Below are 12,300 nucleotides of genomic sequence, written 5' to 3' on the forward strand. Positions count from 1 at the left end.
AAGATGACACCCATCGAGTTCTTACCCTTGGCGGGCACGCCCTGGACCGACGAGCGCACCACCTTGCCGGACTCCATGATGACCAGCACCTCGTCGGACTCCTCGACCAGGAGCGCACCCACGAGGTCTCCCCGCTCTTCAGTCAGCGTCGCGACCTTCACACCCAGGCCGCCTCGGTGCTTCGGGGTCCACGCGGACGCGGCGGTCCGCTTGGCGTAGCCGTGCTCGGTCACCACGAAGGAGAAGGGGCCGTCGGACGGGACGCCGGTCTCGACGTCGGCGACCTCGAGGTCGGACTCCTCGTCCTCGCCCGCCGCCTCCGCCGTCCCGGCCAGGATGACGTCCATCGCGAGCAGCTCATCGTCGCCGCGGAAGCTCATCCCCTTCACGCCGGAGGTCGCGCGCCCCATGGGTCGCAGCTCCGCCCCGGTCGCGTGGAAGCGCAGCGACTGACCCTTGCGCGACACCAGCATCAGGTCGTCGTCGTCACCCACCAGGCGCGCGGCAACCAGCTCGTCGGAGTGGAACTTTCCGTCCTCGTCCTCCACCTCGCGCAGGTTGATCGCGATGAGCCCGCCTGAGCGGTTCGAGTCGTAGGCGGCGAGGTCCGTCTTCTTGACAAGCCCGCGCTTGGTCGCGAGCACCAGGTAGGGCTTGTCCTCGTAGCCGCGCAGGTCGAGCACCTGGGCGATCTCCTCGCCCGGTTGGAACGCGAGCATGTTCGCCACGTGCTGGCCCTTGGAGTCGCGCCCACCCTCGGGAAGCTCGTACGCCTTGGCGCGGTAGACGCGACCCAGGTTGGTGAAGAACAGCAGCCAGTGGTGCGTGGTGGTGACGAAGAAGTGGTCGACCACGTCGTCGCTGCGCAGCGTCGCGCCGCGCACACCCTTGCCGCCGCGCCGCTGCGCCCGGTACTGGTCGGAGCGCGTGCGCTTCGCGTAGCCGCCGCCGGTGATGGTGACCACCACCTCCTCCTCGGCGATGAGGTCCTCGATGGACACCTCGCCGTCGAACGGGCTGATCTCCGTGCGGCGCGCGTCGCCGTACTTGCGCACGATCTCGCCCAGCTCGTCCGAGATGATGGTCCGCTGACGCGAGTGATCCGCGAGGATGTCCGTGAGATCCGTGATCTCGGTCATCAGCGCGTCGTAGTCGTCGGTGATCTTCTGACGCTCCAGCGCGGCCAGCCGGCGCAGCTGCAGGTTGAGGATCGCGGTGGCCTGGACCTCGTCGACGTCGAGCAGCTCCATGATGCCGGTGCGTGCGGCGTCGACGTCGGGAGAGCGGCGGATGAGCGCGATGACCTCGTCGAGCGCGTCGAGCGCCTTGAGGTAGCCCTGCAGGATGTGGGCCTCGCGCTGCGCCTCGCGCAGGCGATAGGCGGTGCGGCGCTGGATGACCTCGAGCTGGTGCGCGGTCCAGTGCCGGACGAACCCGTCGAGCGCCAGGGTGCGCGGCACACCGTCGACGATGGCGAGCATGTTCGCGCCGAACGTCTCCTGAAGTTGCGTGTGCTTGTAGAGGTTGTTGAGCACCACCTTCGCGACCGCGTCCCGCTTGAGCACAATCTCGAGGCGCTGCCCGGTACGGCCCGAGGACTGGTCGCGGATGTCCGCGATGCCGGCGACCTTGCCGTCCTTGACCAGCTCCGCGATCTTGATCGCGAGGTTGTCGGGGTTGACCTGGTACGGGAGCTCGGTGATCACCAGGCACATGCGTCCCTGGACCTCTTCGATGTTGACCACGGCGCGCATCGTGATGGAGCCGCGACCCGTCCGGTACGCGTCCTCGATGCCGCGGCGGCCCAGGATGATGGCACCCGTGGGGAAGTCCGGGCCCGGGATGCGCTCGATCAGAGCCTCGAGCAGCTCCTCGCGGGCTGCTTCGGGGTGGTCGAGGTGCCACTGCACGCCGGCCGCGACCTCGGTGAGGTTGTGCGGCGGGATGTTGGTGGCCATGCCCACCGCGATACCCGCTGAGCCGTTGACCAGCAGGTTGGGGAAGCGCGCCGGCAGGATCTCGGGCTCCTGCTCGCGGCCGTCGTAGTTGTCCTGCCACTCGACCGTGTCCTTGTCGATGTCCCGCACCATCTCCATGGCGAGCGGGGCCATCTTGCACTCGGTATATCGAGAGGCGGCCGCGCCGTCGTTGCCCGGCGATCCGAAGTTGCCCTGGCCCCAGATCAGGGGGTAGCGCAGCGACCACGGCTGCACCATCCGCACCATGGTGTCGTAGATGGCGCTGTCGCCGTGCGGGTGGTACTTGCCCATCACGTCGCCCACGACGCGCGAGCACTTGGAGAACGCCCGGTCGGGCCGGTAGCCGCCGTCGAACATGGCGTAGAGGACGCGACGATGGACGGGCTTGAGCCCGTCCCGCACCTCGGGGAGGGCGCGGCCCACGATGACCGACATGGCGTAGTCCATGTAGGACCGCTGCATCTCGGTGTTGAGGTCGACCGCCTCGATGCGGCCGTGGTTGACGCCGGCAGGGATGTCAGATGTCAAGGAAACGCACATCCTTCGCGTTGCGCTGAATGAAGTTGCGGCGGGACTCCACGTCCTCGCCCATCAGGACGGAGAAGACCTCGTCGGCCATCGCGGCATCGTCCATGGACACCTTGAGCAGGGTGCGCGAGGCGGGGTCCATGGTGGTCACGCGCAGTTCCTCGTGGTCCATCTCGCCCAGGCCCTTGTAGCGCTGGATCCCATTCTCCTTGGGGATGCGCTTGCCGGCCTTGACGCCCTCGGCCAGCAGCGCGTCGCGCTCCTTGTCCGAGTAGACGTACTCGTGTTCCGAGTTGGTCCACTTGAGCTTGAACAGCGGCGGCTGCGCCAGGTAGACGTAACCGGCCTCGATGAGCGGGCGCATGTACCGGAACAGCAGCGTGAGCAAGAGGGTGCGGATGTGCTGGCCGTCGACGTCGGCATCGGCCATCAGCACGATCTTGTGATACCGCGCCTTGGCGATGTCGAAGTCCTCGCCCATGCCGGCGCCGAAGGCGGTGATGAGCCCCTGGACCTCATTGTTCGCCAGCGCACGGTCGAGTCGCACGCGCTCGACGTTGAGGATCTTGCCGCGGATGGGCATGATCGCCTGGTTGTAGGGCTCGCGACCCTGCTTGGCGGATCCGCCAGCGGAGTCCCCCTCGACGATGAAGATCTCGCACTCGTCCGGGTTGCGGCTCTGGCAGTCGGAGAGCTTGCCCGGCATGCCGCCGGACTCGAGCAGCCCCTTGCGCCGGGTGGCCTCACGGGCCTTGCGCGCCGCGAGCCGGGCCTGGGACGCCTGGATGGCCTTGCGGATGACGTCCCTGCCCTCGTTGGGGTGGGAGTCGAACCAGTCGGTGAGGCGCTCGTTGACCACCTTCTGCACGAAGGTCTTGGCGATGGTGTTGCCCAGCTTGGTCTTGGTCTGGCCCTCGAACTGCGGCTCGCCCAGCTTGACGGAGATCACCGCGGTGAGGCCCTCGCGGACATCGTCGCCCGTGAGGTTGTCGTCCTTGTCCTTGAGGATGCCCTTGTCCCGTGCGTAGCGGTTGACCAGCGAGGTCATCGCGGCGCGGAAGCCTTCCTCGTGCGCCCCACCCTCGGTGGTGGCGATGGTGTTCGCGTAGGTGTAGACGGACTCGGAGTAGGCGTTGGTCCACTGCAGCGCCAGCTCGACCGAGATCTTCGCCTCGACGTCCTCGGTCTCGATCGAGATGACCTCGGGGTGGACCAGCTCGGCCCGCTTGGCGGCGTTCAGGTGGGTGACGTAGTCGACCAGCCCGCCGTCGTACCTGTAGGTCACCGCACGCGACCGAGGGGCGTCGCCGTCCTCCGCCGCATCGTCCTCCGCGCTGATGTGCTCGGGGCGCTCGTCGATCAGGGTGATCGCGAGCCCCTTGTTGAGGAACGCCATCTGCTGGAAGCGGGCGCGCAGCGTCTCGTAGTCGAAGTCGGTGGTCTCGAAGATCGTGTCGTCGGCCCAGAACGTCTGCTCGGTGCCGGTGACGTCCGTCGCCTCGCCCTTGACCAGCGTGCCCTGCGGCTTCCCGCCGTCCGCGAACGTCTGGCGCCAGACGTGACCCTGCCGCCGCACCACCGTCTCGACCCGGGAGGACAGCGCGTTGACCACGGAGATGCCCACGCCGTGCAGGCCGCCGGAGACGGCGTAGCCGCCGCCGCCGAACTTTCCGCCCGCGTGGAGGATGGTCATGACCACCTCGACGGTGGGCTTCTTCTCCGTGGGGTGCATGTCAACGGGGATGCCGCGGCCGTTGTCCTGCACCCGCACGCCGCCGTCCTCGAGCAGGGTGACGGTGATGGTGTCGCAGTAGCCGGCGAGCGCCTCGTCGACGGAGTTGTCGACCACCTCGTAGACCAGGTGGTGGAGACCGCGCTCGCCCGTCGAGCCGATGTACATGCCCGGGCGCTTGCGGACGGCCTCCAGGCCCTCCAGGACGGTGATGTTCTCGGCGCCGTAGGCGGGCTCGAGAGCCCGCTCATCGCTATTCGCCACAGATTCGCCTTTCAGGCCGCTGACGGACCTTGAGACAGGTCACGTGCTATCTCGACCCATTCTAGTGGCTCTGAGGGGCGATCTGTGGCCTTTCACAGGGCTTTCTGGGCAACTCGTGGACCCCTTCCGAGAGAGGTTGCGGCACCGGGTGCGCAAGCGCCCGGTCCGGAGGGGACGATGCGGGGGTCGGGCGGGTCACCCGTAGGTGTCGCGCGGGCCACGGCCCTTCACCGTGCGGGGACCCTTGGTCCACGACCGCGCGGTGGGTCCCAGCACCTTGAGCTCCTTCACGATGTCACGCCCGAACTCCTCGTTGATCCGGTGGCGGATCTGGCCGTTCATCATCTGCAGCTGCGTCGCCCACGCGGTCGACGTCGCCTTCACCGTGAGAATGCCGTCCTCGAAGCCGAGCGGCTCGCAGTGGTCCGCGATGCGGTCGCCGATGACCTCGCGCCACCGGGCCGTCACGGACGAGACCTCGATCTGCTCCGTCCAGCCCATGCGACGCAGCAGCGTGTCCACCGCGTCGCTCATCGGCAGGGGATCGCGGCCACCCGCATACGGGCTCGACCCGCGCTTGCGCTCCTCGCGCTGCTTGCGGCCCTGCGAGGCGCTGGTCCTGCGGGCACCGCGTTCGCGCGCCGCGCGCCGCGCCCGTTCCATCGCGTCTCGAGCCTGCTTGGCAGCATCCGCCGGCACCAGCGGCTCCGGCTTCACCGTCCCCTCGCCCGACGTCTGGTCGCCAACCGCGGCATCGTCCGGGCCGGCTCCGGACTCCTGGTCACTCATCACCCACCCGGCCCTTCGCCACGGGGATCACGCGCCCGACGAGCGCCGCCGGCACGTCCTCTGCCACCGCGGCGGTGATGAGCACCTGGCTCGCGCGCTCGAGCCGCTGCGCCAGCGCGGCACGGCGGCCGGAGTCGAGCTCGGCGAACACGTCGTCGAGGATGAGCACCGGCTCGCCGTCCTCCTCGGAGTCAGGTCCCGTCTCCGAGGTGAGCAGGTCGTAGGTGCCCACGCGCAGCGCGAGGGCGCAGGACCAGGACTCACCGTGGCTCGCGTACCCCTTGGCAGGCATGTCGCCGAGTCGAATCTCGAGATCGTCCCGATGCGGGCCGGCGAGGGTCACGCCCCGCTCGAGCTCCTTGGGACGGACCTCGCGCAGCCGCTCGAGCAGCAGCATGCCCAGAGCGGCGGCATCCTCGGGAAGCTCGGTCGCCCACGAGGACGAGTAGCCGATGCGGCAGTCGCCGCCATCGGGGGCCACGTCCTGGTACGCGGCCCACACATGCGGCGCCAGGCCCGCGATCGCCCGTAGCCGTGCCGCGACGATGCGTCCACCGAGGTCCGCGAGCTTCTCGTCCCAGATGTCGAGCATGGTCAGATCGCCGCGGGCGTTGCGGGAGGTCTTGAGCATCGACGTCCGCTGGCGCAGCACTCGCTCGTAGTCGGCGATGTCGCCCGCGAGGACCGGCTGGAGGGCGACGCAGAGCTCGTCCAGGAATGCGCGCCGTCCGGAGGGATCCCCCTTGACGAGCGAGAGGTCCTCCGGAGCGAACAGCACGGTGCGCAGGATGCCCACCAGATCACGGGGCCGGGCGGCGCCGCGATTCAGGCGCGCCTGATTGGCCCTCCCCGCGTTGAGCGTGATCTCGAGACCAAGTGATCTGCCTGACTTTTCGATCTTGGCCCGAATGATTGCGCGCTCGGCGCCGAACCGGATCAGTGGCGCGTCGGTCGCCACCCGATGAGAGTCGAGCACCGAGATGTAGCGGATCGCCTCGACCAGGTTGGTCTTGCCTTGGCCGTTGCGGCCTACGAACGTGGTGACGCCCGGCTCCAGCTCGACGTCGGCCTCGGGGTAGGACCGGAAGTCGGCGAGCTGGAGGTGGCTGACGCGCACTACGACGCGATGCGGATGGGCACCAGCAGGTAGCGGAAGTCCGAGATGACGTCGCCGCCCGGCTCCTTGACGCCCACGAACTCGACGGGCTTGGTCTCCTGCGTGAAGCCGAACTGGATGTACTCCGTGCCGAGCGCATTCAGCCCGTCGAGCAGGTACTGCGGGTTGAAGGCGACGGTGATGGCGTCGCCGTCGAGCTCCGCGGTAAGTGCCTCGGAGGCCTGGGCGTCATCCGACTGCCCGGCGTCGAGCGTGACCTCGCCCTCGGCGAAGGCGAGCCGCACCGAGGAGTTGCGTTCCGCGACCAGTGAGACGCGTCGAGTGGCGTCGATCAGGTCCTGGGTCCTCACGGTCGCCTTGATGGGGCTCGAGTCCGGGAACAGCCGGCGCACCTGGGGGTAGTCGCCGTCCATGAGCAGCGAGGTGGTGACCAGCCCGCCGGCCTCGAACCCGATGAGGTCCATGCCCTGTCCGGAGCTGAGCGCGACGGTGACATCGCCCGAGCCCACCGCCTTCGCCGTGTCCGCGAGGGTCTTCGCCCGCACCAGCGCGACGGCGCTGATGTCCGACTTGGAAGGCTTCCAGTCGAGCTCGCGCAGGGCGAGGCGGTAGCGGTCGGTGGCGAGCAGAGAGATGTGCGAGCCCTCGATCTCGACGCGCACTCCGGTCAGGATCGGCAAGGTCTCGTCCCGGGAGGCGGCGCTGGTGACCTGCGCGACCGCCTGCTGAAGGGTGGCGCCGTCGATGGTTCCCGACTGCTCGGGAAGCTCGGGGAGCGTGGGGTACTGATCCACGGGCATCGTCGCGAGCGTGAAGCGGGAGGCTCCACAGGTCACGGACACCTTGGTGCCCTCGAGCGACACCTGCACGGGCTTGTGCGGCAGCGCATTAGCGATCTCACGCAGCAGGCGACCCGAGACGAGCACCTCGCCGGCGTCCTCGACATCCGCGGGGAACTCTCCGCGGGCCGACACCTCGTAGTCGAAGCTGGCGAGCCCGACGGTCCCCTCGGCATCGGCAGTGATGCGCACGCCCGCGAGGACGGGAACCGGGGGCCGGGCCGGAACTGCACGAGACGTCCATGCGACGGCGTCCGCAAGGACATCGCGCTCGACGGTGAACTTCATCGGTACTCCTCTGGTCTGAGGCAAGACTATGCCAGAGGAGTGACAGTTCTTGAATACCGTGCCGCGGCATCGGGCCGCGGCCCCATGAAGGTCGTGTGGAGAACTCTAAGGAGAATGACTTGTAGTAGTCATAGGGGCGGTGGAATCTGTGGACGACGCCTATCGCCGCTGGAAATGACACGAATCCGGGTGTGAGAATCCTGGTGGTGGAGCGGCCGCATCGTCCCTGACGCCTGTGGGCAGTGCTGGACCGCCCCCAATATTCGTGTCATTACCCACAGGCCGTCCCCTGTGGACGGAGCACGTCATCCACGTGCATCCACAGAGTTATCCACAATTGTGAGATTCGCGACACTGTTCCCTTTTCGTTCTCGAGGGAACGATGCGGGGGCTCTGAGGGGTCTCAGAGTGGTCTCAGGGGCCCCGATCAGGCGCGGGACTGCTTGATCCGCGCGTGGATCTCGTTGACCTGGTTGTACATCTGACGGCGCTGCGCGATCTGGTCCTCGACCTTCTTGACCGCGTACATCACGGTGGTGTGGTCCTTGCCGCCGAAGTGCTCGCCGATCTTGGGCAGCGACAGGTCCGTGAGCTGTCGGCACAGGTACATGGCGATCTGGCGCGCGGTGACGAAGACGCGCGAACGGCTGGTGCCGGTGAGCTCCTCGATCGAGATCCCGAAGTACTCGGCTGTCTTCCCGATGATGGTCGACGCCGTGATCTCGGAGTCGTCGTCCGAGATGAGGTCCTTGAGCACCACCTGCGCGAGGGAGAGGTCCACGGGCTGCCGGTTGAGGGCCGCGAAGGCGGTGACTCGGATGAGCGCGCCCTCAAGCTCGCGGATGTTGCTCGTGATGTTGGAGCCGATGTATTCGAGCACGTCACCCGGCGCCTGGACGGCGTCGGCGGCCGCCTTCTTCCTCAGGATCGCGATGCGTGTCTCGAGGTCCGGCGGCTGGACGTCCGTCATGAGGCCCCACTCGAAGCGGGTCCGCATCCGCTCCTCGATGCCGTCGAGGTTGCGCGGGCTCACGTCGGAGGTGATGACCACGTGCTTGCCGGCGTTGTGGAGCGCATTGAAGGTGTGGAAGAACTCCTCGAGCGTCTGCTCCTTGCCCTGCAGGAACTGGATGTCGTCGATGAGGAGCACGTCGACCTCGCGGTACGTGCGCTTGAAGCTCAGCGAGCGGTCGTCGCGGATCGAGTTGATGAAGTCGTTGGTGAACTCCTCGGAGTTCACGTACCTGACTCGCGTCTGCGGCTTGAGGTGACGCGTGTAGTGACCGATGGCGTGGAGCAGGTGGGTCTTGCCCAGCCCCGACCCTCCATAGATGAACAGTGGGTTGTACGTCTTGCCCGGCGACTCGGCCACGGCGAGCGCTGCCGCGTGCGCGAAGCGGTTGGACGGCCCGATGACGAAGGTGTCGAACGTGTAGCGCGGATTCAGGTGCGGGTCCTCGACCGAGGGCGGCGGGATCACCTCGGGCCGCCTCACCTGCGGGCGGGGAGTCTCCTCCTCGTCCACGTCGCCACGCGAAGGCGGACGGACGGAGGCGTCGACCGTGACGGCGATCCTCACGTCTCGACCGAGCACCTCGCTGAGCGCCTCGGTGAGCTGACCGCGCAGCGTGGTCTCGACATAGTTCTTGGTGAAGTCCTCCGCGACCGCCAGGAACACGTTGTCCTCGACCACGGCGAGCGGCTTGACGAGGCGGAGGAACGAGCGGTTCTGCGCGCTCAGGGAGCCGTCGTTGGCCAGGAAGTCGAGGGCTCCGCGCCAGATGGCGTCTATCGAGTCCGTGGCAGGCTCTGCCGCCATTGGCCGTCACCCCCCATAGGTGTTCTTCACAGCGTTATTCACAGTCGGTGTACTGCCCGTCATACGTTCGTAACCGCGCGAGCGCGTGTCGGTCACATGGTTTCGGGCTGTGAAGGTGGAGCCTATCCTGTTCGGGTACGCCGTCCCAAGGCGAGCGTCGTGATTTGACCCCCACCCGGGGAGCGCGTAACGTGAGTGCGCTGATTTGACCAACCCCTAAGACGTCGTGGAGTTACCGTGAGCAAGCGGACTTTCCAGCCGAACAACCGCAAGCGTGCCAAGACGCACGGCTTCCGTCTGCGCATGCGCACGCGTGCCGGTCGCTCGATCATGGCGTCGCGCCGCCGCAAGGGCCGCGGCAAGCTGTCGGCCTGAGGTTTGCTGCCAGCCGGTTCCCGTCTGCAGTCGCCCGAGGACTTCCGGTCCACGTTGCGACTGGGGGCGAGGGGCGGCCGGCGCACCGTAGTGGTGCACGTGGCGCTGACCGGCGATGCTCGACGCATGGCCGGTTTCGCTGTTTCTAAGGCCGTAGGAGGTGCTGTGGTTCGCAACCGTGTGAAGCGGCGCCTGCGGGCGATCCTGGCGACCCGCCTGGACGCCCTTCCCGAGGGGGCCTCGGTGGTGGTGCGAGCCCTTCCCGACTCCGCAACGGCATCGTTCTCCGAGCTCGAGGCGGACGTCTCGGGCGCGCTCGGCACGGCGCTGTCGAAGGCGGCGCGATGAGTCTCGCCGGGCGCTCCGTCATCGGCCTGATCCGCGGCTACCAGCTGGTGATCTCACCGCTGACCGGCCCGACGTGCAAGTACTACCCGTCCTGCTCCCACTACGGCATCGAGGCCGTGCGAGCGCACGGTGCGTTCGTGGGCAGCGGACTGGCGGCGTGGCGAGTGCTGCGCTGCAACCCCTGGAGCAACGGCGGCGTCGACGACGTGCCGGCCCCGGGGGAGCGCCTATTTCGTCTAGCGAGGAATAATTCCGCGATGACGCCCGCACAGACCTCCTCCAACCCGATCTAAGGACAATCGTGGACTTCTTCGCCTGGCTGCGGCCGCTCGAATGGGTGGTCGCCAACATCATGGTGATCTGGCACCAGATCTGGGAATTCCTGGGTCTCGATCCCGCCTCGGGCGTCACGTGGGCCCTCTCGATCGTGGGTCTGGTGGTCACTATCCGTGCCGCCCTGATCCCGTTGTTCGTCAAGCAGATCAAGGCGTCGCGAGCGATGCAGATGATCGCGCCGGACCTCAAGAAGGTTCAGGACAAATACAAAGGCAAGAAGGACCAGGCCTCGCGCGAGGCCATGAGCCGCGAGACCATGGAGCTGTACAGCAAGCACAAGACGAACCCGTTCTCCTCGTGTCTGCCGATGCTTGTTCAGGCGCCCATCTTCTTCGCCCTGTTCCGGGTGCTCAACTATCGACTCGAGGGGAACGGAACGGGAGAGCAGGGCGGGGGCATCGGCCTGCTCACGGACGAGCTCGCTCAACAGGCGCAGGATGCGACGCTCTTCGGCGCCAAGCTCTCGGACAGCTTCCTTGAGGCAGGCAGCCCGCTCAGCGCCAAGATTCTTTCCGCCGTGCTCATCATCGCGATGGTCGCCACCACGTTCCTCACGCAGCGTCAGCTGACCCGCAAGAACATGCCGGCGGCCGCCCTCACCGGACCGATGGCCCAGCAGCAGAAGATCCTCATGTACGCGCTGCCCTTCATCTTCGTCATCACCGGGCCCAACTTCCCTGTGGGTGTCCTCATCTACTGGACCACCACCAACCTGTGGACCATGGGCCAGCAGTTCTACGTGATCCGCAACAACCCCACGCCGGGTTCCGAGGCCGAGCGCCAACACAAGGAGCGGATCGCCGCCAAGGAGGCCAAGCGCGCCGCGCGTCGCGGAGAGGACCCGTCGACCATGGTGATCGAGCAGGCGCCGGTCGAGGAGCCCAAGCGCTCCGGCCAGCGGCAGCAGCCCAAGCGCAAGAACCGTGGAGGCAGCAAGCCGCCGGCTGCCCCCTCCACCGATGACCAGAACAAGGACTCAGAATGACCGACAGCATCAAGAAGCTCGACGCCGAGGGCGACGCCGCGGCCGACTTCCTCGAGGAACTCCTCGACATCCTTGACATGGACGGCGACATCGACATCTCCGTCGAGGCCGGCCGCGCCAAGGTCGCCATCGTCTCGGAGGGCCCCAGTCAGGATCTCAAGCGACTCGTGGGCCCCGAGGGTGAGGTGCTCGAGGCTCTCCAGGACCTGACTCGCCTGGCCGTGCAGGCCGACACGGGTGAGGTCAGCCGGCTCATGCTCGACATCGCGGACTTCCGCGCCGGCCGGCGCGAGCGCCTGGCCGAGATCGCGCGGGAGGCGATCGCCGAGGTGCGCGAGTCCGGCGAGAGCGTTTCCCTCGAGCCGATGAACGCCTTCGAGCGCAAGGTTGTCCACGACGTCGTTCTCGAGGCCGGCCTGGCCTCCGAGTCCGAGGGGGAGGACCCGCAGCGCTACGTCGTCATCCTGCCGGCCTGACGTTTCACGTGAAACATCGATGACCGACGCGACCCTGGCCGACGACCCGCTTCACGGCAGCCGAGTGGTCCGCGAATACTTCGGCGACACCTATCCGCGGGTGCTGGCATTCGTGACCATGCTCGCCGCGGAGGGCGTCGAAAGGGGCCTCATCGGGCCGCGTGAGGTCACTCGACTCTGGGAGCGGCACGTCCTCAACTCGGCCGCCCTGTCGCCCTACCTCCCGCCGGGCGTGGTCGCGGACGTCGGCTCCGGGGCGGGCCTCCCGGGCATGGTGCTGGCGGCGATGGATCCGGACCGGGACTACGTCCTGATCGAGCCGATGGAGCGCCGCACCCAGTGGCTCCTCGAGTCGGCCAGGGAATGCGGCATCGACAACGTACGCGTGGTCCGTGGCCGCGCCGAGGAGGTCGCCGAATCCGTCC

The 12,300-nt window shown here is 67.5% G+C and carries 12 protein-coding genes; 6 read left to right on the forward strand and 6 right to left on the reverse strand.

Annotated elements, in window-relative coordinates; all coding sequences use genetic code 11:
- From gyrA to dnaA, 6 genes are all read right to left on the reverse strand, one after another.
- Window positions 1-2,519 (reverse strand): DNA gyrase subunit A (gene gyrA, locus Q0L54_RS06695; protein WP_296666417.1); only part of this gene is annotated, 2,519 nt, incomplete at its 3' end.
- On the reverse strand, window positions 2,497-4,503 hold the full coding sequence (gene gyrB, locus Q0L54_RS06700) for a DNA topoisomerase (ATP-hydrolyzing) subunit B (protein ID WP_296666418.1): 2,007 nt from the start codon (window positions 4,501-4,503) through the stop codon (window positions 2,497-2,499). The genes gyrA and gyrB, both read right to left, overlap by 23 nt.
- A gap of 195 nt (window positions 4,504-4,698) precedes the next feature.
- Window positions 4,699-5,292 carry a DciA family protein gene (locus Q0L54_RS06705; RefSeq protein ID WP_296666419.1) on the reverse strand — a complete coding sequence of 198 codons (594 nt, stop codon included), beginning with the start codon at window positions 5,290-5,292 and terminating at the stop codon, window positions 4,699-4,701.
- On the reverse strand, window positions 5,285-6,409 hold the full coding sequence (gene recF, locus Q0L54_RS06710; protein ID WP_296666421.1) for a DNA replication/repair protein RecF: 1,125 nt from the start codon (window positions 6,407-6,409) through the stop codon (window positions 5,285-5,287). The genes Q0L54_RS06705 and recF overlap by 8 nt, the downstream gene beginning before the upstream one ends.
- The gene (gene dnaN / locus Q0L54_RS06715) at window positions 6,409-7,536 is read right to left on the reverse strand and encodes a DNA polymerase III subunit beta (RefSeq protein WP_296666423.1); all 1,128 of its coding nucleotides are present in this window, start codon (window positions 7,534-7,536) and stop codon (window positions 6,409-6,411) included. The genes recF and dnaN overlap by 1 nt, the downstream gene beginning before the upstream one ends.
- 427 nt (window positions 7,537-7,963) lie before the next feature.
- Window positions 7,964-9,355 (reverse strand): chromosomal replication initiator protein DnaA, encoded by a 1,392-nt coding sequence (gene dnaA / locus Q0L54_RS06720; RefSeq protein WP_296666425.1) that lies wholly within the window; start codon window positions 9,353-9,355, stop codon window positions 7,964-7,966.
- Between the two features lie 237 nt (window positions 9,356-9,592).
- Between dnaA and rpmH the strand changes: the two genes are divergently transcribed.
- The 6 genes from rpmH to Q0L54_RS06750 form a co-directional block, all read left to right on the forward strand.
- Window positions 9,593-9,730 (forward strand): 50S ribosomal protein L34, encoded by a 138-nt coding sequence (gene rpmH / locus Q0L54_RS06725; RefSeq protein WP_062382720.1) that lies wholly within the window; start codon window positions 9,593-9,595, stop codon window positions 9,728-9,730.
- Between the two features lie 3 nt (window positions 9,731-9,733).
- Entirely contained in the window at window positions 9,734-10,078 is a 345-nt protein-coding gene (gene rnpA, locus Q0L54_RS06730; protein ID WP_296666428.1) for a ribonuclease P protein component, read from the forward strand.
- Window positions 10,075-10,371 (forward strand): membrane protein insertion efficiency factor YidD, encoded by a 297-nt coding sequence (gene yidD / locus Q0L54_RS06735; RefSeq protein WP_296666430.1) that lies wholly within the window; start codon window positions 10,075-10,077, stop codon window positions 10,369-10,371. Before rnpA ends, yidD begins: the two co-directional genes overlap by 4 nt.
- Window positions 10,372-10,379: 8 nt before the next feature.
- Entirely contained in the window at window positions 10,380-11,399 is a 1,020-nt protein-coding gene (gene yidC, locus Q0L54_RS06740; RefSeq protein ID WP_296666432.1) for a membrane protein insertase YidC, read from the forward strand.
- The gene (locus Q0L54_RS06745; protein ID WP_296666434.1) at window positions 11,396-11,875 is read left to right on the forward strand and encodes a R3H domain-containing nucleic acid-binding protein; all 480 of its coding nucleotides are present in this window, start codon (window positions 11,396-11,398) and stop codon (window positions 11,873-11,875) included. Before yidC ends, Q0L54_RS06745 begins: the two co-directional genes overlap by 4 nt.
- Window positions 11,876-11,894: 19 nt before the next feature.
- The coding region (locus Q0L54_RS06750) for an RsmG family class I SAM-dependent methyltransferase (protein WP_296666436.1) at window positions 11,895-12,300 on the forward strand (406 nt) is incomplete at its 3' end.

The organism is Demequina sp. (genome assembly GCF_024642165.1).
Taxonomy (GTDB): domain Bacteria; phylum Actinomycetota; class Actinomycetes; order Actinomycetales; family Demequinaceae; genus Demequina.

Excerpts from the sequence above, each read along its gene's own strand:
- dnaA (WP_296666425.1), bottom strand. The coding sequence starts at position 9,355 with ATGGCGGCAGAGCCTGCCACGGACTCGATAGACGCCATCTGGCGCGGA.
- Q0L54_RS06705 (WP_296666419.1), bottom strand. The coding sequence starts at position 5,292 with ATGAGTGACCAGGAGTCCGGAGCCGGCCCGGACGATGCCGCGGTTGGC.
- dnaN (WP_296666423.1), bottom strand. The coding sequence starts at position 7,536 with ATGAAGTTCACCGTCGAGCGCGATGTCCTTGCGGACGCCGTCGCATGG.
- Q0L54_RS06745 (WP_296666434.1), top strand. The coding sequence starts at position 11,396 with ATGACCGACAGCATCAAGAAGCTCGACGCCGAGGGCGACGCCGCGGCC.
- yidD (WP_296666430.1), top strand. The coding sequence starts at position 10,075 with ATGAGTCTCGCCGGGCGCTCCGTCATCGGCCTGATCCGCGGCTACCAG.